Origin of the sequence: Actinomadura rifamycini DSM 43936, from assembly GCF_000425065.1 — a bacterium.
In the GTDB taxonomy this organism is placed as follows: Bacteria; Actinomycetota; Actinomycetes; order Streptosporangiales; family Streptosporangiaceae; genus Spirillospora; species Spirillospora rifamycini.
On record NZ_AULB01000013.1, the window covers coordinates 222,007 to 245,427 of the forward strand.

Annotated in this window: 29 protein-coding genes, 1 tRNA gene and 2 pseudogenes; 19 read left to right on the forward strand and 13 right to left on the reverse strand. The window is 74.2% G+C overall.

Annotation, left to right across the window (positions count from 1 at the left end; genetic code table 11):
* Positions 1–7 precede the first annotated feature (7 nt).
* The 11 genes from clpS to rdgB all read left to right on the forward strand — a co-directional run bounded on the left by clpS (position 8) and on the right by rdgB (position 7,107).
* The gene (clpS, locus tag H505_RS0114035; protein ID WP_026402509.1) at positions 8–304 is read left to right on the forward strand and encodes an ATP-dependent Clp protease adapter ClpS; all 297 of its coding nucleotides are present in this window, start codon (positions 8–10) and stop codon (positions 302–304) included.
* On the forward strand, positions 304–882 hold the full coding sequence (locus H505_RS0114040; protein WP_026402510.1) for a DUF2017 domain-containing protein: 579 nt from the start codon (positions 304–306) through the stop codon (positions 880–882). The genes clpS and H505_RS0114040 overlap by 1 nt, the downstream gene beginning before the upstream one ends.
* Before the next feature lie 75 nt (positions 883–957).
* Positions 958–1,401 (forward strand): M67 family metallopeptidase, encoded by a 444-nt coding sequence (locus tag H505_RS0114045; protein ID WP_026402511.1) that lies wholly within the window; start codon positions 958–960, stop codon positions 1,399–1,401.
* A 45-nt stretch (positions 1,402–1,446) separates the two neighbouring features.
* Positions 1,447–1,575, forward strand: a complete 129-nt coding sequence (locus H505_RS52360; RefSeq protein WP_267898570.1) for a hypothetical protein — start codon at positions 1,447–1,449, stop codon at positions 1,573–1,575.
* Between the two features lie 85 nt (positions 1,576–1,660).
* Positions 1,661–1,933, forward strand: a complete 273-nt coding sequence (locus H505_RS0114055) for a MoaD/ThiS family protein (RefSeq protein ID WP_026402512.1) — start codon at positions 1,661–1,663, stop codon at positions 1,931–1,933.
* A gap of 32 nt (positions 1,934–1,965) precedes the next feature.
* On the forward strand, positions 1,966–2,913 hold the full coding sequence (locus H505_RS0114060) for a PLP-dependent cysteine synthase family protein (RefSeq protein WP_026402513.1): 948 nt from the start codon (positions 1,966–1,968) through the stop codon (positions 2,911–2,913).
* A 114-nt stretch (positions 2,914–3,027) separates the two neighbouring features.
* On the forward strand, positions 3,028–3,891 hold the full coding sequence (locus H505_RS0114065) for a thioesterase family protein (RefSeq protein ID WP_325052945.1): 864 nt from the start codon (positions 3,028–3,030) through the stop codon (positions 3,889–3,891).
* Positions 3,892–4,036: 145 nt separating this feature from the next.
* The gene (murI, locus tag H505_RS0114070) at positions 4,037–4,933 is read left to right on the forward strand and encodes a glutamate racemase (RefSeq protein WP_125617890.1); all 897 of its coding nucleotides are present in this window, start codon (positions 4,037–4,039) and stop codon (positions 4,931–4,933) included.
* A 39-nt stretch (positions 4,934–4,972) separates the two neighbouring features.
* The gene (locus H505_RS0114075) at positions 4,973–5,722 is read left to right on the forward strand and encodes an MBL fold metallo-hydrolase (protein ID WP_026402516.1); all 750 of its coding nucleotides are present in this window, start codon (positions 4,973–4,975) and stop codon (positions 5,720–5,722) included.
* A 48-nt stretch (positions 5,723–5,770) separates the two neighbouring features.
* On the forward strand, positions 5,771–6,490 hold the full coding sequence (gene rph / locus H505_RS0114080; protein WP_026402517.1) for a ribonuclease PH: 720 nt from the start codon (positions 5,771–5,773) through the stop codon (positions 6,488–6,490).
* Positions 6,487–7,107 (forward strand): RdgB/HAM1 family non-canonical purine NTP pyrophosphatase, encoded by a 621-nt coding sequence (gene rdgB / locus H505_RS0114085; RefSeq protein WP_026402518.1) that lies wholly within the window; start codon positions 6,487–6,489, stop codon positions 7,105–7,107. The genes rph and rdgB overlap by 4 nt, the downstream gene beginning before the upstream one ends.
* A 30-nt stretch (positions 7,108–7,137) precedes the next feature.
* On the opposite strand, the gene H505_RS0114090 is transcribed toward rdgB, so the two are convergent.
* From H505_RS0114090 to H505_RS0114105, 4 genes are all read right to left on the reverse strand, one after another.
* Complete coding sequence (locus H505_RS0114090) at positions 7,138–8,067, reverse strand: sensor histidine kinase (protein ID WP_026402519.1); 930 nt, start codon at positions 8,065–8,067, stop codon at positions 7,138–7,140.
* The gene (locus H505_RS0114095; RefSeq protein ID WP_026402520.1) at positions 8,067–8,984 is read right to left on the reverse strand and encodes an MEDS domain-containing protein; all 918 of its coding nucleotides are present in this window, start codon (positions 8,982–8,984) and stop codon (positions 8,067–8,069) included. Before H505_RS0114095 ends, H505_RS0114090 begins: the two co-directional genes overlap by 1 nt.
* 79 nt (positions 8,985–9,063) lie before the next feature.
* Entirely contained in the window at positions 9,064–10,077 is a 1,014-nt protein-coding gene (locus tag H505_RS41755; RefSeq protein ID WP_051300652.1) for a sensor histidine kinase, read from the reverse strand.
* 113 nt (positions 10,078–10,190) lie between these two features.
* The gene (locus tag H505_RS0114105) at positions 10,191–10,793 is read right to left on the reverse strand and encodes a TetR/AcrR family transcriptional regulator (protein ID WP_034517847.1); all 603 of its coding nucleotides are present in this window, start codon (positions 10,791–10,793) and stop codon (positions 10,191–10,193) included.
* A gap of 63 nt (positions 10,794–10,856) precedes the next feature.
* Here H505_RS0114105 and H505_RS41760 point away from each other — a divergent pair, with 63 nt between their 5' ends.
* A complete protein-coding gene (locus tag H505_RS41760) occupies positions 10,857–12,383 on the forward strand; it encodes an MFS transporter (protein ID WP_084550229.1) in 1,527 nt (508 codons plus the stop codon).
* 45 nt (positions 12,384–12,428) lie between these two features.
* Positions 12,429–12,513, forward strand: a tRNA-Leu gene (locus H505_RS0114115).
* 138 nt (positions 12,514–12,651) lie between these two features.
* Here the strand turns inward: H505_RS0114115 and H505_RS52710 are convergent.
* Positions 12,652–13,125: pseudogene (locus H505_RS52710) on the reverse strand (PH domain-containing protein); the annotation flags it as partial.
* Between the two features lie 166 nt (positions 13,126–13,291).
* Here H505_RS52710 and H505_RS51625 point away from each other — a divergent pair.
* Positions 13,292–13,435 (forward strand): hypothetical protein, encoded by a 144-nt coding sequence (locus H505_RS51625; RefSeq protein WP_245592508.1) that lies wholly within the window; start codon positions 13,292–13,294, stop codon positions 13,433–13,435.
* Between the two features lie 191 nt (positions 13,436–13,626).
* Here H505_RS51625 and H505_RS52715 read toward each other — a convergent pair.
* From H505_RS52715 to H505_RS0114140, 3 genes and pseudogenes are all read right to left on the reverse strand, one after another.
* Positions 13,627–14,064, reverse strand: a pseudogene (locus H505_RS52715) (PH domain-containing protein); the annotation flags it as partial.
* Positions 14,061–14,576: a PH domain-containing protein gene (locus H505_RS0114135; protein WP_026402524.1), complete on the reverse strand. Its 516-nt coding sequence runs from the start codon at positions 14,574–14,576 to the stop codon at positions 14,061–14,063. The gene H505_RS0114135 and the pseudogene H505_RS52715, both read right to left, overlap by 4 nt.
* A complete protein-coding gene (locus tag H505_RS0114140; RefSeq protein WP_026402525.1) occupies positions 14,573–15,196 on the reverse strand; it encodes a TetR/AcrR family transcriptional regulator in 624 nt (207 codons plus the stop codon). The genes H505_RS0114135 and H505_RS0114140 overlap by 4 nt, the downstream gene beginning before the upstream one ends.
* Before the next feature lie 82 nt (positions 15,197–15,278).
* On the opposite strand from H505_RS0114140, the gene H505_RS0114145 reads away from it, so the two are divergent.
* Positions 15,279–15,878, forward strand: coding sequence for a DUF998 domain-containing protein (locus H505_RS0114145; RefSeq protein WP_026402526.1), 600 nt, complete (start codon positions 15,279–15,281; stop codon positions 15,876–15,878).
* A gap of 18 nt (positions 15,879–15,896) precedes the next feature.
* On the opposite strand, the gene bcp is transcribed toward H505_RS0114145, so the two are convergent.
* Positions 15,897–16,364, reverse strand: a complete 468-nt coding sequence (gene bcp / locus H505_RS0114150; RefSeq protein ID WP_026402527.1) for a thioredoxin-dependent thiol peroxidase — start codon at positions 16,362–16,364, stop codon at positions 15,897–15,899.
* A gap of 123 nt (positions 16,365–16,487) precedes the next feature.
* On the opposite strand from bcp, the gene H505_RS0114155 reads away from it, so the two are divergent.
* On the forward strand, positions 16,488–16,796 hold the full coding sequence (locus H505_RS0114155; RefSeq protein ID WP_026402528.1) for a DUF3618 domain-containing protein: 309 nt from the start codon (positions 16,488–16,490) through the stop codon (positions 16,794–16,796).
* A 58-nt stretch (positions 16,797–16,854) separates the two neighbouring features.
* On the opposite strand, the gene H505_RS0114160 is transcribed toward H505_RS0114155, so the two are convergent.
* The 4 genes from H505_RS0114160 to H505_RS0114175 all read right to left on the reverse strand — a co-directional run bounded on the left by H505_RS0114160 (position 16,855) and on the right by H505_RS0114175 (position 21,003).
* The gene (locus H505_RS0114160) at positions 16,855–18,126 is read right to left on the reverse strand and encodes a family 4 glycosyl hydrolase (protein WP_026402529.1); all 1,272 of its coding nucleotides are present in this window, start codon (positions 18,124–18,126) and stop codon (positions 16,855–16,857) included.
* Positions 18,127–18,130: 4 nt separating this feature from the next.
* A complete protein-coding gene (locus tag H505_RS0114165; protein WP_026402530.1) occupies positions 18,131–18,802 on the reverse strand; it encodes an SIMPL domain-containing protein in 672 nt (223 codons plus the stop codon).
* Positions 18,803–18,823: 21 nt separating this feature from the next.
* Positions 18,824–20,005 carry an amino acid deaminase/aldolase gene (locus tag H505_RS0114170; RefSeq protein ID WP_026402531.1) on the reverse strand — a complete coding sequence of 394 codons (1,182 nt, stop codon included), beginning with the start codon at positions 20,003–20,005 and terminating at the stop codon, positions 18,824–18,826.
* Between the two features lie 65 nt (positions 20,006–20,070).
* Positions 20,071–21,003 (reverse strand): CE1 family esterase, encoded by a 933-nt coding sequence (locus tag H505_RS0114175; protein WP_026402532.1) that lies wholly within the window; start codon positions 21,001–21,003, stop codon positions 20,071–20,073.
* A 222-nt stretch (positions 21,004–21,225) separates the two neighbouring features.
* Between H505_RS0114175 and purU the strand changes: the two genes are divergently transcribed.
* From purU to H505_RS0114190, 3 genes are all read left to right on the forward strand, one after another.
* Positions 21,226–22,074: a formyltetrahydrofolate deformylase gene (purU, locus tag H505_RS0114180; protein WP_425248250.1), complete on the forward strand. Its 849-nt coding sequence runs from the start codon at positions 21,226–21,228 to the stop codon at positions 22,072–22,074.
* A 137-nt stretch (positions 22,075–22,211) separates the two neighbouring features.
* Positions 22,212–22,826: a DUF6286 domain-containing protein gene (locus H505_RS0114185; protein ID WP_051300653.1), complete on the forward strand. Its 615-nt coding sequence runs from the start codon at positions 22,212–22,214 to the stop codon at positions 22,824–22,826.
* Positions 22,827–22,835: 9 nt separating this feature from the next.
* Positions 22,836–23,387, forward strand: coding sequence for a hypothetical protein (locus H505_RS0114190; protein WP_026402535.1), 552 nt, complete (start codon positions 22,836–22,838; stop codon positions 23,385–23,387).
* Positions 23,388–23,421: the final 34 nt, after the last annotated feature.

Consider the following 23,421-nt stretch of genomic DNA (forward strand, 5'->3'; position numbering starts at 1 on the left):
GAGCGCCATGAGCACGGCGCCCGCACCGGTCGAGCTGGAGCGGCCGGACGTCGAGGAGGAGGCGCGCGCCGACCGGCCCTGGCTGGCGATCGTCTGGAACGACCCCATCAACCTCATGTCGTACGTCACGTACGTGTTCCAGACCGTGTTCGGCTACGCGAAACCCAAGGCGGAGAAGCTGATGCTGGACGTCCACCACAAAGGGCGGGCCGTCGTGGCCAAGGGCACCCGCGAGGAGATGGAGCGGGACGTCGAGATTCTGCATTCCTACGGGCTGTGGGCGACCGTGAAGCGGGACGACTGATGGCGGACGTCCGCCGGACGCGGGCCGGCGTGCGGGTGCGGCTGGCGGCCGAGGAGTCGGGGCTGCTGGCGTCGCTGATGGAGCAGATGCTCGCGCTGATCGAGGGGTCGCCGGACGCGGGCGGCGCGGCCGGGTCGGGCCCGCCGGACGATCCGCTGGCGTCCATCGGCATCGCCGAGAAGGCCGAGAAGCCCGACGATCCGGTGCTCGCGCGGCTGTTCCCGGACGCGTACGGCGATCCGGGCGCGGAGGCGGGCCGCGAGGAGGCCGAGGCCGCCGGCGACTTCCGCCGCTACACCGAGATGGGGCTGCGGGACGGCAAGCGCGACGCGGCCGCGACGGTGCTGAAGACGCTTCCCGGCGGGGGCGGCGGGGTGGTGCTGGACGACGAGCAGGCGCAGGTGTGGCTGCGCGCGCTGAACGACGTCCGGCTGGCACTGGGCACCCGGCTGGACATCAGCGAGGAGTGGTACGACGAGGCGGTGCGCCTCGATCGGGACGATCCGCGCACGCCGATGTTCGCGGCGTACGACTGGCTCACGATGCTGCAGGAGAGCCTCGTCCAGGCGCTGTGGTGAACGGGGCGGCGGCGGGTCGTCCACAGTGCGGGCTCGGCGCGGAGCGCCGCCGCGCGTCCGGGTAGCCTTCGGGACATGCTGACGATCGAGCGTTCCCTGGTCGACAGGATCGTCGCGCACGCGCGCGCCGACCACCCCGACGAGGCCTGCGGGGTCATCGCCGGCCCGATCGGGTCCGACCGTCCCGTCCGGTTCGTCCAGATGGTCAATGCCGAGCGCTCGCCGACGTTCTACCGGTTCGACTCCCAGGAGCAGCTGAAGGTGTGGCGGGAGATGGACGACCGCGACGAGGAGCCGGTGGTGATCTACCACTCGCACACGGCCACGGAGGCGTACCCGTCGCGCACCGACATCTCCTACGCGCAGGAGCCGAACGCGCACTACGTCCTCGTCTCCACCCGCGAGGAGGACGACGTGGAGTTCCGCTCGTACCGGATCCTGGACGGCGAGGTGACCGAGGAGGAAGTCGTGATCGTCGACTCCTACCCGGGCTCCGCGCCGGGCTCCGCGCAGGTGTGATGGGCGCTACGGAGAGCGATGGTCGGGACAGGTAAAGTGGGCCTCATGTGGACGAGCGGGAGCAGAACGGGCGCGCGGCGCCGCGTCCCGCCCGCCGTGGTGCCCCCCGTGCAGAGCTTCCTGTTCGGGCACTCGCGCGCCGAGGTCGTCTACGACTGTTCGCCGACGCGCTGATCCTCACCTGGAATTCCCGCGTTCCCCGCCCTGTTGCAACGGCTTGGGCGGGGAGCCCCCGTACGACCAAAAGGAGATCATCGCGATGGCGATCGAGGTCCGGATCCCGACGATCCTGCGCAATCTCACCGACGGCGCCAAGTCCGTGGAGGGCAAGGGCGGCACGCTCGACGAACTGTTCACCGACCTGGACTCGCGGCACGCGGGCCTGCGCGACCGCCTGGTCGACGACAAGGGCCTGCGGAAGTTCGTGAACGTCTACCTCAACGACGAGGACGTGCGCTTCCTCGGCGGGCTGGACACCGCCGTCTCCGACGGCGACAGCGTGACCATCCTCCCAGCCGTCGCCGGCGGCTGACCGGCCGGACGACAACGGAGACGACGAACGACATGCGTTTCGAGTCGCTGCTGGACTCGGTCGGCGGCACGCCGCTGGTCGGGCTGCCGCGCCTGTCGCCGAGCGGGGACGTCCGGCTCTGGGCCAAGCTTGAGGACCGCAACCCGACCGGTTCGGTGAAGGACCGGCCCGCCTTCTACATGATCGACAAGGCGGAGAAGGACGGGCTGCTGACGCCGGGCTGCACGATCCTGGAGCCGACGTCGGGCAACACCGGCATCTCGCTCGCCATGGTCGCGAAGCTGCGCGGCTACCGGATGGTGTGCGTGATGCCGGAGAACACCTCGGCGGAGCGGCGGCAACTGCTGGAGATGTGGGGCGCGGAGATCATCCCGTCGCCCGCGGCGGGCGGGTCGAACGAGGCCGTCCGCGTCGCGAAGGGCCTGGCCGCGGAGCACCCGGACTGGGTGATGCTCTACCAGTACGGCAACGAGGCCAACGCGCTGGCCCACTACGAGACGACCGGCCCGGAGATCCTCGCCGACCTGCCGACGGTGACGCACTTCGTCGCGGGCCTCGGCACCACCGGCACGCTGATGGGCGTCGGCCGGTACCTGCGCGAGCAGGTGCCCGACGTGAAGATCGTCGCGGCGGAGCCCCGCTATGGGGAGCTGGTGTACGGGCTGCGCAACATCGACGAGGGGTTCATCCCCGAGCTGTACGACGACTCGGTGCTGACGACGCGGTTCTCGGTGGGGTCGGCGGACGCGCTGCGCCGCACCCGCGAGCTGCTGGAGCAGGAGGGCATCTTCGCCGGCATCTCGACCGGCGGGGCGCTGCACGCCGCGATCGGGATGGCGCGCAAGGCCGTCAAGGCCGGGGAGCGGGCCGACATCGTGTTCATCGTGGCCGACGGCGGGTGGAAGTACCTGTCGACGGGCGCGTACGGCGGCACGCTGGAGGAGGCCGAGGCGGCGCTGGAGGGCCAGCTCTGGGCCTGAGGCCGGCGGCCGGTGCCCGCGGGACGGGGCCGGTCCCCGGCCCTCGCGTGTCAGTAGCGTGATGCTACTCATAGGGGCGGTCCGCCCGGCGGACGGTAGGGTTCGGTTCCGAATATGGTTCTAGAATCCGGCCGGGCGGACGCCCGCCGCGCGGTGGAGCAGCAGGGAGTGCAGATGAGCGTGTTCGCGGACGCCACCGCCGTGCGGCGGACCGGCGAGGGCCGCTACGAGGTCGACATCCACCCCGGCTACTGCATCGGCGCGGCGCCCAACGGCGGCTACCTGATGGCGCTGCTCGGCCGCGCCGCCGTCGACGCCTCCCCGCACGCCCACCCCGTCTCGACCGCGACGAACTTCCTGCGCGTCGCCGACGCGGGCGCCCCCGCGGAGATCGTCGTCGAGCCGCGCAAGGAGGGCCGCACCGCGGCGACGTCCCTGGTCAGCCTCGTCCAGAACGGCAAGCGCATCGTGGACGCGCTCGTCACCACCGGCACCCTGGAGCCCGGCACCGACCCCGACTGGGCCGGCGAGCCGCCCGCCGTGCCGCTCCCGCCGCTGGAGGACTGCACCGGCGCCCGCCCGCCCGGCGACAGCAACGGCTTCGCCGACCACGTCGACATGCGGTTCGACCGCACCACCATGGGCTGGCTCGACGGCAACCCCAGCGGCCGCCCCGAGGTCCGCGCCTGGTTCCGGCTGCCCGACGGGCACGAGCCCGACCCGTACGTCCTCGCGCTGGCCGTGGACGCGCTGCCGCCCGTCTCGCTCAACCTCGGCGCGCAGGGCTGGGCCCCGACCGTCGAGCTGACCTGGCACATGCGGGCCGTCCCCGCGCCCGGCTGGCTCGCCCTCCACGGCTCCGGACGGCTGCTGACCGGCGGCTGGTTCGACGAGGAGGTCGAGGTGTGGGACTCGGCGGGCCGGCTGGTCGCGCAGAGCCGGCAGCTCGCGCGCGTCCCCAAGGGCGGCTTCAAGTAGTCCCGCTGTTTCCCCCGCGTTTCGCCTGAGAATTCCACGACATCGGGCGCGGACCCATGGGCGGGTGTGTTTTCCGCCGGGTGGCGGTGTGATGTCCAACGCATGACGTCCCTGTGGGTCCGTACGTCGCCTAGCCTTGATGACCATGTCAGATGCCGGTTCGCCGAGCGGGGACGATCCCGCGCTCCTCCCGGCGGAGGCGCCTCCGGATCCGCTCGGGGAGTTTCCGCTGGACGCCCCGATCGGGGTCTTCGACAGCGGGTTCGGCGGTCTCACCGTGGCCCGCGCGATCCTCGACCAGCTCCCGAACGAGCCGATCGTCTACCTGGGCGACTCGGCCCGCCAGCCGTACGGGCCGCGGCCGATCGCCGAGGTCCGCGCGTTCGCGCTGGAGATGCTCGACAGCCTCGTCGACGAGGGCGTGAAGATGCTGGTGATCGCCTGCAACAGCGCCAGCTCGGCGATGCTGCGCGACGCCCGCGAGCGCTACGACGTCCCGGTCGTCGAGGTGATCAACCCGGCGACCCGGCGCGCCGCCCGCGCCACCCGCAACGGACGCGTCGGGCTGATCGCGACCCGCGCCACCGTGCAGAGCCGCGCCTACGAGGACTCGTTCGCCGCGGCCCCGCACATCGAGCTCGTCAGCGCCGCCTGCCCCCGCTTCGTCGAGTTCGTCGAGGCGGGAGTGACGGCCGGGGACGAACTGCTGGACGCGGCGCGCGAGTACCTGAAGCCCGTCGTGGACGCCGGTTGCGACACGCTCATCCTCGGCTGCACGCATTACCCCCTTCTTGCCGGCGTCATCTCGTATGTCGTCGGAGACGGGGTCACACTGGTCTCAAGCGCCGACGAGACCGCCAAGGACGTGTACCGAGTGCTCCACGACCGGGGACTGGCCCGCGCCGAGGGGACGCCCCCGCCGCGGCACCGCTTCCGCGTGACCGGGGACCCCGAGGTGTTCGCCGAGCTCGGGCGCCGGTTCCTCGGACCGGAGATCGGCACGGTCGAGAGCGACCTCGGTCGGGCCCTGACCACCGGATGACCACCTGATTCCTCGGGGGACGCAGAAGGAGGAGTGAGCGTGCGGGTCACTGTGATCGGCTGCTCCGGCAGTTTTCCCGGACCGGACAGTCCCGCGTCCAGCTATCTCGTCGAGGCCGAGGGCTTCGCCATGATCCTCGATCTCGGCAACGGTGCGCTCGGCTCGCTGCAGCGTTTCCACTCCATGTACGAGATCGACGCGGTGTGCATCTCGCACCTGCACGCCGACCACTGCCTCGACCTGTGCGGGTACTGGGTGGCGCGGACGTACCGGCCGAGCGGCCCGCCGCCGCGCATCCCGGTGCACGGCCCGGAGGGCACGGCCGCCCGCATGGCCCGCGCCTACGACCTCGACCCCGACCCCGGCATGTCCGAGACGTTCGACTTCCGGACCCTGCGGCGCGGCCCGTTCGAGATCGGCCCGTTCCGGGTGACGACGGCGCTGATGCCGCACCCCGTCGAGGCGTACGCGTTCCGCATCGAGTACGGCGGCAAGGCGCTCGCGTACTCGGGCGACACCGGGCCGTCCGACACGCTCGTCGAGCTGGCCAGGGACGCCGACCTGTTCCTGTGCGAGGCGTCCTTCCTGGAGGGCCCGGCGCTGCCGTCGGAGCTGCACCTGACCGCCCGCGAGGCCGCCGAGCACGCCGCGCGCGCCGACGTGGGACGGCTCGTCCTCACCCACCTCGTCCCGTGGAACGACGCGGACGTGTCGCTCAAGGAGGCCAAGTCGGGCGGCTACGGCGGGGAGATCGAGCTGGCGCGGGTCGGCACCCGCTACGACCTGTGAGGCGGACGCGCCGCGGTGCGGCCCCCGGTCGGCGTTAGGGTGGTGCGCATGTCTCGCCCCGATGATCGCGCGCCCGACAGCCTCCGTCCCGTCCGCCTGCAGCGCGGCTGGCTCGACCACGCGGAGGGCTCGGTGCTCGTCGAGTTCGGCGGCACCCGGGTGCTGTGCGCGGCGTCCGTCGAGGACTCGGTGCCCCGGTGGCGGCGCGACAGCGGCCTCGGCTGGGTCACCGCCGAGTACGCGATGCTGCCCCGCGCCACCAACACCCGCAACGACCGCGAGGCCGTCAAGGGCAAGATCGGCGGCCGCACCCACGAGATCTCCCGGCTGATCGGCCGGTCCATCCGGGCCTGCATCGACTACAAGGCGCTCGGCGAGAACACGGTGCGGCTCGACTGCGACGTCCTGCAGGCCGACGGCGGCACCCGCACCGCCGCGATCACCGGCGCGTACGTCGCGCTGGCGGACGCGGTGACCTGGATGCGCGAGCGCGGCCTCGTCAAGCGCGACCCGCTCACCACCTCGATCGCGGCGGTCAGCGTCGGCGTCGTGCAGGGGGAGGCGCGGCTCGACCTCTGCTACGAGGAGGACTCGGCCGCCGAGACCGACATGAACGTCGTCTGCACCGGCGAGGGCAAGTTCGTCGAGGTGCAGGGCACCGCCGAGGGCGCCCCGTTCGACCGCGCCGAGCTCGACGCGCTGCTCGACCTGGCGGCGGGCGGCTGCGCCGAGCTGACCCGGCTGCAGCGGGAGGCGCTCGGCCGATGACCCGGATCGTCCTCGCCACCCGCAACCAAGGCAAGATCGCCGAACTGCGCCGCATCCTGGACGGCATCGACGTCGCGGGCCTCGCCGAGTTCCCGGACGCGCCGGAGGTCCCCGAGACGGAGCCGACGTTCGAGGGCAACGCGCTGCTGAAGGCCCGCGCGATCTGCGCGCACACCGGCCTGCCCGCCGTCGCCGACGACTCCGGCCTGTGCGTGGACGAGCTGAACGGCATGCCCGGGGTCCTGTCGGCCCGCTGGTCGGGCCGGTTCGGCGAGGCGTCCGGCGACAAGGACGGGGCGAACCTGCGGCTCGTCCTCGACCAGCTCGCCGACGCCCCGGACGAGCGGCGCGGCGGGGCGTTCGTGTGCGCGGCGGCGCTCGTCCTGCCCGGCGGCGTCGAGCACTGCGTGGAGGGCCGGATGCGCGGGACGGTCGCGCGCGCCCCGCGCGGCACCGGCGGGTTCGGCTACGACCCGGTGTTCGTGCCGGAGGGCGAGACCCGCACGACGGCGGAGCTGTCGCCGGAGGAGAAGGACGCGATCAGCCACCGCGGCCGCGCGTTCCGCGCCCTCGCCGGCATCCTCCCGGACGCGCTCGCCGCCGCCGGCCTCACCTGACCCGCCGGCCTCCCTCGTCCCGCCGCCCCGCTATCCGTCGCGGCGGGTGCGGATGCGGACGAAGGTGCCGTCCCATCCGGTGCGCAGCTCCATCAGGTCGACCAGCAGCCGGACGGTCCACAGGCCGAAGCCGGGCTGGAGCGCGGTGTCGGGCGGGATGAACCCGGTCAGGGAGCTGGGCACCGGCCGCCAGCAGCCGTGGTCGCCGACCTCGCAGACCAGGTCGTCGCCGTCGGCCCACACGCGCAGGCCCGCGGGCGGCGTGCCGTGCTGGAGGGCGTTGGCGGCGAGCTCGTTCACGGCGGTGACGAGGTTCAGCGTCCGGGTGCGGCCGAGGCCGTGCGCGGCGGCGCGGCGCTCGACGAACGTGCGCAGCGCGTGCAGGTCGGCACCGTCGATGACCAGGTGGTCGGCGTCGGCGGGGCGGGCGAAGCCGCGGATCCGGTCGCATTCGGCGCCGAACGCCTCGGGCTGCACGTACGCGTCGTTGGACACCGAGCGGCCGTCCCGCACGACGAGCGGGTGCGTGCGGTGCGCCTGCCGGACGACCTCGGCGGGCAGGGACGTCCCGTCGTAGGGGCACAGCGCGCGCGCCCCGGAGCCGCCGAACACGACGTTGATCAGGGATTCGTAGCGGATCCACTCGCGGGTCTGCCGCTCGTCCCAGCCGTCCCACACCGGTTCGGCCAGGGCGCACACGCTGCGGGGGGCGCTGGCTTTCACGATCTCCTGGTAGTCGCGCAGGGTGTGGACGGGGTGGCGGTAGAAGGCCGCGGAGTCCCGGAAGGTGATCGCGTCGCCGTGCCCGGCGAGCGTCTCGCGCAGCGCCGTCAGGTGGGGTTCGCGCGCGACGGCGATGACCTTCTGGCCGGCCTCCAGCCCCGCCTCCAGGAACGGGACGGTGACCGCCAGGTAGTCGTCGGTGCCCGCGTACACGAACGCCTTGTGCTCCAGCGTCATCAGGCGAGGTCCTCCGTCTCGGGCACCCGGTCGCGGCCGCGGGCCAGGCCCGGCAGCCGGTGCCAGCCGACCATCTCGATCACGTTCTCGACTTCGGGCTGCAGCCCGTCCAGGATCAGCGCGTCGTCGCCGTCGAGCGACACGGCGTGCCGCACCAGCAGGTGCAGGCCGCGCAGGTCGATGAAGCGGAGCCGGGACAGGTTCAGGCGGACGCCGCGGCGCCGCCCGTCCGGCCCGACGCTGACCCGCGCCAGCCTGTCCTCGAACGCCTTGTGCCGCGCGGCGTCCAGCTCGCCCTCGACGCGCAGGCCGTCCGGCGCGAAGGTGCGGACGATCCGCAGGACGTTGTCCTCGTACTCGGGATCGACTTCGACGAGAACCTCGTGGGTGTCGCGCAGCGCGGCGAGCTGCTCGGGCGGGCAGGCGCAGCGGTCGATCTGGCACACCGCCATCGCCATGGTGCTGGGCGAGACGGCGTCGCCGACGCGGTGCTCGCAGCCGAGGACGCCGGGGAGGTCGGCGACGCCGGGATCGTTCAGCAGCCAGCTGTAGTCGGTGGTGATGCGGACGGCCCGGAAGCCCTGCCCGAACGCCGACCCGACCTCGCCGGCGAGGGTGTCGAGCATCCGCGCGGGCTCGAACCCGCCGGCGCGGTCGAGGCACGCGTCGCGCCGCGAGATCACCCGCAGCTGGCGGGACCGCTGGAAAGCGGCCGCGTCCGCCCCGGCGCCGAGACCGGGCAGCCGGTCGGCGGGCGCGTCGGTGACGTACACGACCTTCTCGTTCGTCGCCAGCCCCTCGCGCACGAACGGGCCGATGACCCGGTCGCGCTCCTCGAAGCCGGAATAGGCCAGCCAGCCGTGGTCGCCCGGCCGGATCTCGCTCACGTGTCGCTTGGCGAACCAGGGTGTCTCCATGGCCTGCCCATCGAGTCGTCGTGGATGGGTCCAGGGTACGCCGTCCGGCGGCATTTGGAAGCTCGTTGCACGGAGTCCATCACCCTCCGTCGCCCGGACCGGGCCGGAAACCGGGCACGGGATCGGAAAGCGGGCCGGGCAGGGTCAGCCGCAACCGCACCACCGTCCCCGCCGGGCCCGTCCGGATCTGGACGAGCGAGCACAGCAGCCGCACCGCCCACAGCCCGAACCGCCCGCAGGCGCCCGCCTCGGACCGGCGCGGCGGGACGAGCCCGAACCCGGCCCCCGCGGACCAGCGGCCCCCGTCGGAGACCTCGCACACGAACGCCGGGTCGCCGCGCGCGTCCTCGGCCGCGTCCGTCCACATCCGCAGCATGAGGGGCGGCGCACCGTGCCGCTCCGCGTTCGTGACCACCTCGGTGACGGCGACCAGGAGGCGCTGCAGGTCCTCGTCGGGCAGCGGGGTGCGGCGCGCGTACTCGGCGACGTAGGCGCGCAGCCAGTACAGGTCCGGACGGTCGATCTTCAGCTCGTCCGCGTGGGCGGGCGGCGGCGGCAGCGGTTCGCGGTCGCACCGCGCGCTGAACGCGCCCGGGTCGATGTACCCGGGGTTCGGCACGGCGCGCGCTCCCCGGACGGTCTCGGGGTGCGTCCGGCGGCCCGCCGCGACGACGCCGGGCGGGAGCGTCGCGGCGTACGGGCACATGATCGCGGCGCCGGTCCCGCGGAAGGCGATGTTGAGGATCGCCTCGACCCGCTGCCATTCGAGGACCTCCAGCGGCCGCCGCCGGGCCCACACGGGCTCGCCGAACAGCCGCAGCCGCCGCCCCTCGCCGTCCAGTTCCTCGGCGTCGCTGAGGCAGTCGGCGAGGGTCCGCGAGGGGTGCGCGTACCAGCGGGCCGCGTCGCTGAACCGGATCGCCCCGGCGCCGTCGCCGAGGGCGTCGCGCAGGAGCACCTCCAGGCCGAGCCCGCAGACGACCTGGACGCGGTCGCCCGCCGCCAGCCCCTCGCCGAGGAACGGGACGGCGCCGGCGAGGAACTCGTCCACCCCGTCGTACGGCAGTACGCGGTGGGTGAAGGTCGCGCTCACGGCGCCCCCAGCGAGTTGTCGATCACGGCGTCACCGTGCGCACGCGCATCGCGGCGCAGCGCACGGACACCCTCCAGAGTAGGACGCCCGGCTTCTCCGCGCAGGTCCCCTTTTCAAATGCCGGGGCGGCGGCGCGGCGGGAACAGGGCGGCGCGCATGGGCGGGAGCTGCCGGGCCACGAATTCATCGGTCGGCATCGAGGCGATCGGCTCGATGGCGAGGACGTACCGGCCGAACACCACCCCGGAGAGCTGGGTGCCGAACGCGGCGGCGCGCCCGGACGCGTCGGGGCCGCCGATCCGCGCGGCGATCCGCTCCAGCATCTCGTGCCACACGACGTCCCTGAGCAGCCGCGACAGCTCCGGTTCCTGGACGGCCGTGCGCACCATCAGCACGAGCCGCGGGCCGCCGACGGGGTCGTCGTAGGCGGACAGCAGCGCGCGCAGGACGCGTTCGGGCAGGCCCGGGAGGTCGCCGGGCAGGGCGGCCGCCAGCACTTCGGGCGGGTTCGCCAGCAGCCCGAGCACCGCGCCGAACAGGCCCTTCTTCGATCCGAAGAAGTAGCTGATCAGCGCGGCGTCCACGCCCGCCTCGGCGGCGACGGAGCGCAGCGTCACCCGCGCGTAGCCGTCGGAGAGGAACCGGCGGCGCGCCACCGCGAGGATCTCCTCCCGGGTGTCGGGGGAGCCGCGCCGCCGCCCCCGGGATTTATTCATCACGGTTGAAATATAGCTCCGCCGGCCGCGACATTCGAGGCGTCGCCACCGAAGGAGACCGACATGCGATCCAAGGAACCGGGCGTGCACCGGGCCGTGCTGCCCGTCGTGATGCTCTCCCTCGCCACCGTCGTCTCGGCGGTCGCGTCCCTCAACACCGCGCTGCCGTCCCTGGCGCGCGACCTGCGCGCCACCCAGACCGAGCTGGCCTGGATCATCGACGCCTACGCGCTCGTGTTCGCCGCGCTGCTGCTGCTCGGCGGCGCGATCGGCGACCGGTACGGGCGCCGCCGGGTTCTCGCCGCCGGGCTGCTGATCTTCGGTGCGGGCTCCGCCGCCGCCGCGTTCGCCGACGACCCCGCCCGGCTCGTCGCGATGCGCGGCGTGCTCGGCATCGGCGCCGCCCTGGTCATGCCCGCCACCCTCTCCACGATCACCGCGACCTTCCCCGCCCGGGAGCGGGCCCGCGCGGTCGGCGCCTGGGCGGGCGTCGCGGGCGGCAGCGCCGTGTTCGGGCTGCTGGTCTCCGGCAGCCTCCTGGAGGTCTGGTCGTGGCGGTCGGTGTTCTGGATGAACGTGGTGCTCGCCGCCGTCGCGCTCGCCGCGACCCTCGCCGTCGTCCCCGAGTCCGCCGAGCCGGACGCCCCGCGCCTCGACGTCACCGGCGCGCTGATCACCGTCGCGGGCCTCGGCGCCGGCGTCTACTCGATCATCGAGGCGCCGCACGCGGGCTGGACGAGCGCCCGCACCCTCGGCGGCTTCGCGCTCGCGGCCGTCCTGCTCGCCGCGTTCGTCGGCTGGGAGCTGCGCCGCCCGAACCCGCTGCTCGACCCGCGGCTGTTCCGGATCCCCGCGTTCTCCGCCGCGACCCTCTCGATCACGGTGCAGTTCTTCGCGTTCTTCGGCTTCGTGTTCATCGTCCTGCAATACCTGCAGATCGTGAAGGGCGACGGGCCGCTCCTCGCGGCGGCGAGCCTGCTCCCGATGGCCGCGGCGCTGATGCCGTCCGCCCGGGTGGTCGCGCCGCGGCTCGCCGCCCGGCTGGGCCACCGCCGCGTCGTCACCGCGGGCCTGCTCCTGGTGAGCGCCGCCATGGCGACGCTCTCCCTCCTGGACGCCGACAGCTCCTACTGGCTGCTGCTCGCCGGGCTGATCCCGCTCGGCGCCGGGATGGGACTCGCGATGACCCCCGCGACCGCCGCGATCACCGATGCCGTCCCGGCCGCGAAGCAGGGCGTCGGCTCGGCCGTGAACGACCTCGCCCGCGAGCTGGGCGGCGCGCTCGGCATCGCCGTCCTCGGCAGCGTCCTGCAGTCCGCCTACCGCGCCGACCTCGACCTCGCCGGCGTCCCGGCCCGCGCGGCCGAGCAGGCCGAGGCGTCCCCGGCGGTCGCCGCGCGGCTCGGCCCCCGCATCGCCGAGCAGGCGCACGACGCCTTCGCGTCCGGCATCGGCACCGCGCTGCTCTGCTCGGCGGCCGCCCTCGCCGGCACCGCCGTCCTCGTCGCGGCGATGCTCCGCGGGCGCCCCGCGCACGCGGCCCCCGAGCCCGCGGCGGAGCACGAGGGGACGAACTCGATGCCGGTGTGATCGCCCGAGCCGCTAAGCTGAGCGCGCCCCCTTCCGGGGGCGCGCGCGGGCGTGGCGAAACCTGGTATACGCGGCAGGTTTAGGTCCTGTTGGTGGCGACACCGTGGGGGTTCGAATCCCCCCGCCCGCACCCGGCGCCTTCCTCGCCTCCGGCCGAGACGAACGGGTCGAGGAGCCCCGGCGCGGCCCGGACGGCGAACGCCAGGCTCTCGTCCCGCCCGATGTCCGGGGCGTCGTAGCCGCCGTCCCCGGCGGCGGTCATCGCCGAGACGGTCCGCAGGCCGAGCCGGCGCTGCAGCCGCGACTCGCGGATCACGACGGTGCTCACCGCCGACGTCCGCAGCGCCGTGGTGGAGCGGGTGACGAGCCCCGACCGGACGACGAGGTACGGCCCGGCGATCGTGTGGCCGAGCGCCCGGTAGGCGACGGCGGCGGCGCCGAGCGTGCACGGCCAGAGCGCGGCGGGGACCCACAGCGCCGCGGCGGGCAGGGCGTCCGCCAGGACGAGCCAGGACAGGACGAGCGCGAGGCAGGCCGGTGCGGTCGTGGCCCACACGAGACGGCGGCGCAGCGCGGCGCGCGGATGCGGGTGGAGCGCCGCCTCCAGCGGGTTGTCCGCACCGCCGAGCACCCGTCCGGTGACGCGCCGGGCCGCCGTCAAGGGGCCGCGGGGCAGGATGTCCGCCGGCTGGGACGGCGACCACATGGACAGGCCCGTCGTGACGATGCGGGTGTCGGCCATGCCGAGCCAGAACCACAGCCCCGGCTGGGAGATCTGGGCCCCGCGGATCCGGTTCTCGTCCCGGTTGACCTCGCGGGTCGTGAACAGGCCCCGGCGGGTCCGCAGGAGAGTGCCGTCCCGTCCGGGGACGCGGGCGAGCTCGAAGCCCCAGTAGTCGGTGAAGTACGTGACGGCGAGGCCGAGCACGCCGACGGCGCTGACGGCGGCGAACGCGGCGGCGACGGCCCGCGCGCGGCCCGCGCCCTCGCGGTCGAGGAGTCCCGACACCGCGCCGGAGACGTCCACGCCGAACCCGCTCAGCAGCCAGTAGCCGCCCCAGGCGAGACCGGCGGCGAGGACGTACGCCCAGAAGTTGAACATGTTGTAGACGACCCAGCGCGGCTCGAACCGGGCGAACACCTCGGGCGGCGTGCGGTCGGGCGGCGTGCGGTCGGACGGCTCGGCCTCCGGGGCCTCGCGCGGGGCGGGGACGGGGGCCGCGGGGAGGAGCAGGCGGCGGAGGGCGCGGGCGTCGGCGGGGGAGACCGCGTCGAGCGCCAGCGCGGATTCGCCGGCGGCCGCCTGCTGCCCCGCGCCGATCTTGACCACGCGCAGGCCGGCGAGCCGGTGCCGGAGCCGGGCCTCGGTGTCGACGCTGCGGATCCGGTCGCGGCGGATCGAGCGGTGCACGCGCCGGAGCACGCCGGTGCGGAGCTCGACGTGCGTCGGGGTGATCCGGTAGCGGGTGAACGTCCAGCGCAGCGCGTCGGCGGCGGCGCGGATCACGCCGACCGCGGCGATGCCGAACAGCGGCCACGTCCCACCCGACCCGGGGTCGACGCCGAACACGGAGACGGAGAGGACGGCGGGCAGCAGCGACAGCAGGCTCCGCGCGAGGTCGACCCACGTCACCCGGACGTGCAGCCGCCGCCAGCCGGCGGGCGGCGCGGGCGGGGTCACGTCGCGTCCCCGGGGGTGGCCTGCGCGATCCGCGACAGCCGTTCGGCGGTGCGGGCGGCGGTCTCCCGGTCGAGGCCGCCGATGTCGACGGCGCCGCGCGACGACGCCGTGGTGACGCGCAGCGTCGAGAGCCCGAGCAGCTGTTCGAGCGGGCCCTGGACGGCGTCCACGGTCTGCACGCGGGAGAGCGGCGCGACGCGCCATTCGCGGACCAGCCAGCCGGTCAGGGCGTAGACGGCGTCGTCGGTGGTCTCCCAGCGGTGCACCCGGTACCGCCACAGCGGTTCGACGAGCACCCCGGCGAGCAGGAGGGCCGCCGCGCCCGCGATCAGGACGGCGAGCCAGGGGCGCGCGGACGTCCAGAGGGCGTACGCGGTGACCGCCCCGGCGAGGAGCGGCCCGGTGAGGACGAGCGACTGGAGCATCCACCAGGCGACGGCGCGGCGCTCGACCCGGTGCCGCGGCGGCCGCAGCGTGAGCGTTCCCGGTTCGGGGCCGGTCCCGCCGGTCACGGTCCGCTCCGGACGGCGTGGTCGATGAAGTCGAGCAGCGCGGCGGACTGCGCGGGCAGGTCGACGGCGCCGTCGTCCGCCCAGGAGCCGAGGACGCCGTCGGCGCAGCGCAGGATGATGTTCGCGACGGTGCGCGGCTCGAACGCGCGGAACTCGCCGTCGCGCTGCCCGCGGGCGAGGATCTCGGTGAGCCCGTCGACCTCCTCGGCCGTCTCGGCGGCGAAGGCGGGGGCGCCGTCCGCCGTCCGGTGCCCCGCGACGATCTCGATCATGGCGAGGAACTCGGTGCGGTGCGCCGCGAAGTACTCGAGCTGGGCGCCGATCCAGGCCCGCACCTGGCCGAGCGCGGTGGGCTCGGCCGAGATCCGGGCCTCCATGTGCGTCCACACCCGGTCGAAGAAGCCCGTCACCACCGTGCGGAGGAGGTCGTCCTTGCCGCTGAAGTGGTAGGTGATCACGCTCTTGCTGATGCCGGCCCGCTCGGCGATCCGGGAGAGCGAGGCGTTCGCGTACCCGGCCTCCGCGACGACCAGGGCCGCCGCCTCGACGATCTGCGCCCGCCGGGCCTCCTCGATGAACGACCGCCGTTTCCGCCCGGACGGCTCGTTTTTCGGACTCATGGTTGGATTCTAGGCCGATCGGCCTAGAATTCGACTTCATGGACGGAAAACAGATCGGCCGTTCGACTCGGGGACGCCGCCCGTGACCGCGCTGCTGTGGGCGGGCGCGGCCGGCGCGTGGGGGTTCGTCGCGGTGTTCCTGCTGGACGGCTGGACGCGGCCGGGCTACCGGCCGGTGCGGCATCCGGTCAGCGCGCTGGCCCTGGGCCCGCGCGGATGGGTGCAGACCGCGAACTTCGCGGTGTGCGGCGCGCTGATCACCGCGGGAGGGGTCGCCGTCGCGGGGCCGCTGGACAGCGCCGTCCTCGCGGGCGCGATCGCGGTGTTCGGCGCCTCGCTCGTGGCGTCCGGCGTGTTCCCCATGGACGCCATGCGCGGCTATCCGCCGGGGGCCCCGGACGGGACGCCGGCGGAGACGTCGCTGCGCCACCGGCTGCACGACCACGCCGGGGCGGTGGTCTTCGGTTCCCTGCCGGTCGCGGCCGCCGTCGCGGCGTTCGCCGTGCCCGACCCCGCCTGGCGGTGGTACTCGGGCGTGACGGCCGTGCTCTTCACCGCCGGGTTCGGGGCGTTCGGGCACGCGTGGGAGACCGACTCGGCGCGCGCCGGCCTGGTGCAGCGCGCGACGATCATCGTCGGCTGGCTCTGGCTCGGACTGCTGTTCGCGTACGCGGCGGGCTAGCCCGGAGCCGTCCGGGGGTCAGACCGCGAGGTCGCGGCGGAGGCGCTCGACGTGGCCGGTCGCCTTCACGTTGTAGTACGCCTTCTCGATCTTGCCTTCGGGGTCGATGACGAACGTGGAGCGGATCACCCCGACGACGACCTTGCCGTACAGCTTCTTCTCCCCGTAGGCGGCGTACGCCTTCAGCACCTCGTTCTCCGGGTCGGAGAGCAGCGGGAACGTCAGGCCCTCCTTCTCGCGGAACTTCGCCAGCTTGGCGGGCTTGTCGGGGGAGATGCCGACGACGGCGACGCCGGCGGGCTCCAGCTCGTCGAGGCTGCCCTGGAAGTCGACGGACTCCTTGGTGCAGCCGGGCGTCATCGCGGCGGGGTAGAAGTACAGGATCACGCGCTTGCCGCGCAGCGACGCCAGCGACACCGGGTTCCCGTCGGCGTCGGGAAGCTCGAAATCGGGGGCGGGATCCCCCGGCTGCAGCCGCTCGGACACGTGTTCCGCCTTTCGCTCGGGAAATGCCTTCAACCGTACCGGGTGGGTGTGTCGGGCGTTCGCGGGCGAGACCTGCAAGACTGTTCGGATCATGCGTCGACCGACATGGTGAGGACACACGGCATGGCTGACAGGGGCCGCGACCCGGAGGCAGTGGAGCGGGAGATCGAGCGCACCCGCGAGGAACTCGCGCGCAACATCGACGAGCTCGCGGAGCGGCTCAACCCGAAGCACGTCGCCCAGCGGGGGACCGAGCGGCTGAAGGAGGAGGCCCAGATCGTCGCGCAGGCGATGGGGTCGCTCGTCCGCCCGGCCGAGGGCGAGGACGGCGAACCGGGGCGGCTCGATCAGCGCGTCGTGCTGGCCGGGGTCGGCGCGGCGGTCGCGCTGACCGCGCTCGTCCTGTGGCGCCGGAGCCGCAAGCGCCGCTGACCTCCCCGACCTCCCGAGGCGCCGGTCCGCACCCGCGGGCCGGCGCCTTCGCCGTTCGTCAGGCGAACTGCGGGAGGTGCGCGCGGTGGGCGGCGAGGCCCTCGTCGAGGATCCGCTCGGCCGTGTGCTTGGACCGGACGAACGGGTGCGCCATGAGCGCCTGCAGGGCGGTGCGGCGGTCGCCGGTGACGGCCGCGTCGGACGCGAGGCGCTCGTAGGCGTGGATCGCCTGCGTGAGCCCCCGGACGGGCGCGGGCAGCGCGCCCATCGTGAGCGGGACGGGCCCGGAGCGGCCGACGATCGCGGGCGCCTCGACGATCGCGTCGTCGTCGAGGGACGACACGGCGCCGCCGTTGCGGGTGTTGACGATCATGCGGCGGTTCTCGTCGCGGTGCAGGGCGCAGATGACGTCGACGGCGAACTCGCCGTGCTCGCCGCCGCCGCGCTCCCGGGACGGGTCGGGGTCGGGCGCGCGGGACTCGGCGTCGACCCGCTCGTAGTAGGCGGGGAGCATCGCGAGGATGTCCTGCGCCCGGGTGGTGCCCTTGGCGCGGAGTTCGCGGACGACGTCGTCGTGGAAGAAGTAGTACTTCGCGTAGGAGTTCGGCAGGAAGCCGAGGGTCTTCGCGAGTTCGGCCATCCGGGACGGGTCGCGCCACGGGGTGGCGCCGCCGCCCGGGACGTCGAGGCCGTCGAGGAGGCGCGGCAGGTCGAGTTCGGCGCCGTCGAGCCGGACGCGCGACGCCCACGTCGCGTGGTTCAGCCCGATCCAGTCGGCGTCGAGCCGGTCGGCGGGGAGGCCGAGGAGCCCGGCCCACATCTCGGTGTCGCCGGCGAACTGGTCGCAGAGCCCGATGATGCGGGCGCCGGTGGTGCGGGCGACGGCGTCGGTGACGACGTTGGTGGGGTTCGTGTAGTTGACGATCCACGCGTCCGGGGGCGCGGCGGCGGCGATCTCCAGGAGGACGGGCACGGAGCGCAGGGCCATCAGGAACCCGCCGGGTCCCGCCGTCTCCTGCCCGACCACGCCGTGCTTCAGCGGGATCGACTCGTCCAGGTGCCGGGCCGCGAGCCCGCCGGGGCGGAACGTGGTGAACACGTAGGAGGCGCCGTCGAGGGCCGCCTTGAGGTCGGTGTGCGCGGTGACGGTGAGGGACGCGCCGCGCGCGGCGAACATGGCGCGGGCGAGGCGCGTCATGACGTCCAGGTGGGCGGCGTCGATGTCGTGGCAGGCGAGCTCGGTGCCGGCGAGGTCGTCGGCGCGGTGCAGCACGCCCCGGACGACGCCCGGCATGTAGCCGCTGCCGGCGCCGATGATGGCGATCTTCACGCGGTCACGCGTCCAGGTCGGGGGCGGTGGCGGTGAAGCGGGCCTCGACGGCGGCGCGGACGGTCTGCCGCGCGGGTTCGAGGTCGATCGGCTCGGGTTCGGCGGCGGACTCGGCGGCGCCGTACGCGGCGGCCAGCCGGACCGGCACCGGGCCGCCGGCGTCGGCGCGGCCGAGGCCCTCGTCGGACAGTTCGAGCAGGCCGGTGAGCCGGGCGCCGAGGGCGCCGGCGTAGCTGCGGGCGCGGGCCACGGCCTCCTGCGCGGCCTGCCGCGCGGCGCGGGCGTACACTTCGCTGTCGCGCCGCAGGTCCCAGTCGGGGCCGTGGACGTAGGTGCGTTCGAGGTCGCCGAGGCGGGCGACGAGCTCGCCGAGGACGCCGAAGTCGGCGATGACGGGCTTGATCCAGACGGTGCCCTGGTAGGCGCGGACGTCGCCCTCGCGGCGCCGGTGCCTGAGCACCGGGGTGATCGACAGCCCGCCGGTCTCGAGCCGCTCGACCGCGTCGCCGTAGGAGCGGATCAGCTCCAGGCAGCGGTCGTTGCGCTCGCCGAGCCGGTCGAGCGCCCTGCGGCGGTCGCTCTCCTGCGACTGGACGTGCACCGACAGCCGGGCGATCTCGGGCTCGACCTCCAGCACCGCCTCGCCGCGCACACTGATGACGGGTGCGTCGCTCATACCCGCCAACCTAACCGCTCCTCAGAGGAACGTGCGGCCCTCGCCCCGATAGGTCGGGACGGTCCGGACGAACCGGTCGCCGTCGACGAGGTGGACGGCGTCGAACCGCTCGCACAGTTCGCCTGCCTTGGTGTGCCGGAACCAGACGCGGTCGCCGATCCCGAGCCGGTCGGCGGCGGACCCGAGCAGCGGCGTCTGCACCTCCCCGGCGCCCTCGTTGGAGTCGTAGGCGAGGCCGGTCGGCAGGTAGGGGACGGGCAGCCGGATCGCGTCGCCGGGACCGGACGCGAGGTAGCCGCCGCCGAGGACGGTCACGACGCCGGGCCCGGGGCGCCGCACCACGGGGAGCGCGAACAGCGCGGCGGGCCGTCCGGCGAAGTTGGAGTACTGGTCGAACAGGTGCGGGTGGTAGAGCCCGGACCCGGCGGCGACCTCGGTGACGGCGCGCTCGGCGACGGTCTTCTCGACGCTGCCGGTGCCGCCGCCGTTGACGAACTCCAGGTCGGTCAAATCCCGGACGGCCCGGACGATCGCCGCGCGCCGCCGCGCGAGCTCCAGCCGGGACCGCTGCTGCATGGCGCGGATGACGCGGGCGCGTGCGGGACGTCCGGGCGGCAGGTCGCCGACGCCCGCGATCTGCGACTCGTAGGCCATGAGTCCCACGAGGTCGAGGGCGGGGCGCTTGAGGATCTCCTCGGCGAAGGCGCCGACGTCGGCGGCGGTGCGCAGCGGGGAGCGCAGCGCGCCGATCCGGACCCGCCCGCCGAGCGGGCGGTACGACGCGTCGATGTCGATGCAGACGCGGATGCGGCGGTCTCCGGCGGCGCGCTCGATCATGTCGAGGTGCTCGGGGCAGTCGACCATGAGCGTGACGGCGCGGGCGGCGTCGCTCGCGGCGAGTTCGGCGAGCGCGGCGCGGTCGGCGGTGGGGTAGGCGACGAGGATGTCGTCGCTGACGCCCTCGGCGGCGAGCCACAGCGCCTCGGGCAGGGTGAACGCCATGACGCCGGCGAAGCCGTCCATGGCGAGGACGTCCTCCAGGAGGGCGCGGCAGCGGACCGACTTGCTCGCCACCCGGATCGGTTTCCCGGCGGCGCGGCGGACGAGGTCGGCGGCGTTGGCGCGGAAGGCCGCGAGGTCGACGACGGCGAACGGCGCCTCGAACCCGGCCGTCGCGGCGTCGTAGCGGTCCCGGAGGTTCATGGGGCCCACACTGCCATATCCGGCGGCAAATGTGAAAACCCTTCACATCGGGGGTGGGGCGCCGGTCAGCCCGCGCGCGGATGGTCCGCGAAGAACTCCCACAGCCGCTCGCTCGCCCCGGACGGCCACTCGTGCTTCCCGCCGGCGATCGTGCACAGCGCCACCGCGACGCCCTTCGCCCCCTTGCCGGTGCTCTTGCAACTCCCGTTCTCGCCGAGGCCCGGGACGTCCTTCTCCAGCCCGGGGAGCCCGGCCCGCTTCCGCCAGAAGTCGACGGCCTCCGACACCGGCGGGAACGGCCGCTTGTCGTTGAAGTCGCGGTCCCCGCCGCCGTCGAACGGGACGTTCGCGTCCGCGGTGCCGTGCACGATCATCGCCGACACCGGCTCCGCCGGCGAGCAGTCGGTGACGAGCGCCCCCTCCACGGGGCCGATCGCCGCGACCTTGCCCGGCTCCCGGCAGGCGAACTCGTAGGCCATCCCGGCACCGTTGGAGAACCCGGTCACGTACACCCGGTCCGGGTCGGCGAGCCCCGCCCCGGTCAGCTTGCCGATCAGCTTCGACAGGAACTCGACGTCGTCGATATCGCCGATCTTCGCGGCGCCGCAGCAGTCGCCCGCGTTCCACGTCGTCATGAACCCGTTCGGGTACGCGACGAGGAAGCCGTGCTCGTCCGACAGCTCGCTGAAGCCGGTCCGCTTCTCGGCCTGGTCCATGGTCGAGAGCCCGCCGTGCAGGGCCAGGACGAGCGCGGGCGGCTCGGCGGGCCGGCCGTCCTCCCACTCGCCGTCGGCGACCTGCGGCGGGACGTGCAGCAGGTACTCGCGGTGGCCGAACGCGTCGACCTTCAGTTTCTGCTTGTGCGTGCCCGTCTCGGTCGGGACGCCGTCCACCTTCGCCGGGCGCCCGCCCTTGCCGGGCTCGCCGCCGCCTCCGCCGTCCGAGCAGCCCGCCAGGAGAAGGGACACCGCCGCCGCCACGAGCAGGATTCGCCGCATGGCAGGCAACGTAACCCCAAAGGACGGCAATAAACTACTCACTGGTAGTCAAGGCGGACGCCGCCGGCGCGGACGGCGCGGGCGGCCGCTCGCCCCGCCCGGGCTGACACGCCTCCCACCGGCGGGAATGGCGTCTTGGGGCGGGGGCCGGCGCGTAAGCTCGGGGGAGCCCGGCCCCCGGGCGTCCCCGAACACCACAGACCGCGGCGAGAAAGAAAAATCGTGAAGCAATACGTTCTGACCCTGTCGTGCCCCGACCGTCCCGGAATCGTCGCCGCGGTCTCCGGGCTCCTCGCCGAGCGCGGGTGCAACATCCTGGAGAGCCAGCAGTTCGGCGACCCCGAGACCGGCACGTTCTTCATGCGGGTCCAGTTCGCCGCCCTCGCCGACACCGACCCCGACGAGCTGCGCGGCGCGTTCGCGTCGCTGGTGCCCGAGCTGGGCCTGGAGTGGAAGCTGCACGACCTCGCGGAGCGGCCGCGCGTCCTGATCATGGTGTCGAAGGGCGGGCACTGCCTGAACGACCTGCTGTACCGGCACCGCTCCGGGCTGCTGGACATCGACGTCGTCGCGGTCGCGTCCAACCACCCCGACCTGCGCCCGCTCACCCAGTCGTACGGGATCGACTACCACCACCTGCCGGCCGGGTCCGGCGGCAAGCCCGCGCAGGAGGCCGAAATCCTCGCGCTGGTCGAGCACTACCGCGCCGACCTGGTCGTCCTCGCCCGCTACATGCAGATCCTCTCCGACGACTTCTGCGCCAAGCTCCCCGGGCAGATCATCAACATCCACCACTCGTTCCTGCCGAGCTTCAAGGGCGCCCGCCCCTACCACCAGGCGCACGCGCGCGGCGTCAAGGTGATCGGCGCGACCGCGCACTACGTCACCGCCGACCTGGACGAGGGCCCGATCATCGAGCAGGAGGTCGCGCGGGTCGACCACACCCACAGCCCCGAGGAGCTCGTCGCCGTGGGCCGCGACGTCGAGTGCCTGGCGCTCGCCCGCGCCGTCCGGTGGCACTCCGAGCACCGCGTCCTGCTCAACGGCGACCGGACGGTCATCTTCCGCTGACGGCCCGCCCGCCCGCGCGCGGCCCGCACCTTGTGATCTTGCGCTGACGTGCGCAAATGTCGGCATGGCGTGTTTCACTCTCCGTGCTTTTCGGTCACGATGGGCAACGACGTCCGACGTGGCTCACGGGGGTGGCTGTGACCGAGACGCTGGTCAAAGACCTGATTCGGGACGAGCGGAACGAGAGGCGGGCGCGGCGGCTGGCGGTCCGCGAGTTCCGGCCGCAGCGGGCGCTCGCCGGGCTGACGGCGGCGCTGCTGCTCACCGCGCTCGGCGGCGTCGCCGCCGTCGAGCTGCTGGCGGCGGCGCTCGGCTCCGGCGTGCACCCGATCCCCGGCGCGGACCGCGTCGTGGACGCCCTGCACCGGCTCCCGTGGCGCGACCCGGCCGTCACCGCCGGGGCCGCCGCGACCGCCGCGCTCGGGCTCGCGCTCGTCCTCGCCGGGCTGCCGGGGCGGCTGCGGGCCGTCCCGCTGGCCGGGACGGACGCGCGGCTCGCCGGCGGGCTCGGCCGCGGCGACCTGCGGCGGACGGTCGCGGACGCGGCCCTGGCAGTGCCCGGGATCGAACGCGCCCGCGTCCGCGTCCCCGGCGCGCTGCGGCGGCGCATCGTCGTGCGGGTCGCGACGCCGTACCACAATCCCGCCAACCTGGCCGACCTCGTGGCGGACGCCGTGGCGGAGCGGCTGGCCGCGATCGAGCCGATGCGGCGGCCGCCGGTGGACGTCCGCGTCGGCTACCGCCGGGGCTGAGGGGGACGCATGCGGATCGCGATCACGGCGACCGGGGCCGCCCTGGCGGGCTGCGGCGGCGCGGCGCTCGCCTTCGGGCGCGGCGCCTTCGGCCTGGCGGACGCGCCGCCCTTCCATCCGGCGCTGGTGGCGTTCGCCACCGAGAGCCTCTGGTTCCTGCCGGTGCTGACCGGCCTCGCGGAGGCCGCGGCGCTGAGCGGCCAGCTGTGGCTGATCATGCAGCTCCGGTCGGCCGTCCAGCAGTGGCGGCCCGACCTGGACGCCCGCACCCGCGACCGCGCGCGGGAGGCCGCGGGCGACCTCGACCGGGACGCGCGGAGCCTGCCGGGCGTCACGGACGTGCGGATCCGGCTGACCGGCAGCGTGCACCGGCCGCGGCTGCGGATGACGGTGGTGTGCGCGGGCGACGCCGTGCTGGGCGAGGTGTACGGGGAGCTGGGCGCCGGGCCGGTGGAGCGGTACCGGCGCGCGGTCGGCCTGCCCGACCTGCCCGCCGTGATCCGGTTCCGGCTGGCGTTCCCCCGCCCCGACCGGCGCCGCCCGCGCCTGGAGACGGCCTGAGGCGCGGCCGGGCGCGGGGGCGAGCCGGAGCCGG

What these genes read in the sequence shown, in the direction of transcription:
- H505_RS0114190 (WP_026402535.1), top strand. Translation starts at nt 22,836, where the DNA reads ATGCGGATCGCGATCACGGCGACCGGGGCCGCCCTGGCGGGCTGCGGC.
- H505_RS0114040 (WP_026402510.1), top strand. Translation starts at nt 304, where the DNA reads ATGGCGGACGTCCGCCGGACGCGGGCCGGCGTGCGGGTGCGGCTGGCG.
- H505_RS52360 (WP_267898570.1), top strand. Translation starts at nt 1,447, where the DNA reads ATGTGGACGAGCGGGAGCAGAACGGGCGCGCGGCGCCGCGTCCCGCCC.
- H505_RS0114155 (WP_026402528.1), top strand. Translation starts at nt 16,488, where the DNA reads ATGGCTGACAGGGGCCGCGACCCGGAGGCAGTGGAGCGGGAGATCGAG.
- H505_RS0114065 (WP_325052945.1), top strand. Translation starts at nt 3,028, where the DNA reads ATGGTTCTAGAATCCGGCCGGGCGGACGCCCGCCGCGCGGTGGAGCAG.
- H505_RS0114170 (WP_026402531.1), bottom strand. Translation starts at nt 20,005, where the DNA reads ATGAACCTCCGGGACCGCTACGACGCCGCGACGGCCGGGTTCGAGGCG.
- H505_RS41760 (WP_084550229.1), top strand. Translation starts at nt 10,857, where the DNA reads ATGCGATCCAAGGAACCGGGCGTGCACCGGGCCGTGCTGCCCGTCGTG.
- H505_RS0114055 (WP_026402512.1), top strand. Translation starts at nt 1,661, where the DNA reads ATGGCGATCGAGGTCCGGATCCCGACGATCCTGCGCAATCTCACCGAC.
- rph (WP_026402517.1), top strand. Translation starts at nt 5,771, where the DNA reads ATGTCTCGCCCCGATGATCGCGCGCCCGACAGCCTCCGTCCCGTCCGC.
- rdgB (WP_026402518.1), top strand. Translation starts at nt 6,487, where the DNA reads ATGACCCGGATCGTCCTCGCCACCCGCAACCAAGGCAAGATCGCCGAA.
- H505_RS0114105 (WP_034517847.1), bottom strand. Translation starts at nt 10,793, where the DNA reads ATGAATAAATCCCGGGGGCGGCGGCGCGGCTCCCCCGACACCCGGGAG.
- clpS (WP_026402509.1), top strand. Translation starts at nt 8, where the DNA reads ATGAGCACGGCGCCCGCACCGGTCGAGCTGGAGCGGCCGGACGTCGAG.
- H505_RS0114140 (WP_026402525.1), bottom strand. Translation starts at nt 15,196, where the DNA reads ATGAGTCCGAAAAACGAGCCGTCCGGGCGGAAACGGCGGTCGTTCATC.
- murI (WP_125617890.1), top strand. Translation starts at nt 4,037, where the DNA reads ATGTCAGATGCCGGTTCGCCGAGCGGGGACGATCCCGCGCTCCTCCCG.
- H505_RS0114095 (WP_026402520.1), bottom strand. Translation starts at nt 8,984, where the DNA reads ATGGAGACACCCTGGTTCGCCAAGCGACACGTGAGCGAGATCCGGCCG.
- H505_RS0114045 (WP_026402511.1), top strand. Translation starts at nt 958, where the DNA reads ATGCTGACGATCGAGCGTTCCCTGGTCGACAGGATCGTCGCGCACGCG.
- H505_RS0114165 (WP_026402530.1), bottom strand. Translation starts at nt 18,802, where the DNA reads ATGAGCGACGCACCCGTCATCAGTGTGCGCGGCGAGGCGGTGCTGGAG.
- H505_RS0114175 (WP_026402532.1), bottom strand. Translation starts at nt 21,003, where the DNA reads ATGCGGCGAATCCTGCTCGTGGCGGCGGCGGTGTCCCTTCTCCTGGCG.
- H505_RS0114090 (WP_026402519.1), bottom strand. Translation starts at nt 8,067, where the DNA reads ATGACGCTGGAGCACAAGGCGTTCGTGTACGCGGGCACCGACGACTAC.
- H505_RS0114060 (WP_026402513.1), top strand. Translation starts at nt 1,966, where the DNA reads ATGCGTTTCGAGTCGCTGCTGGACTCGGTCGGCGGCACGCCGCTGGTC.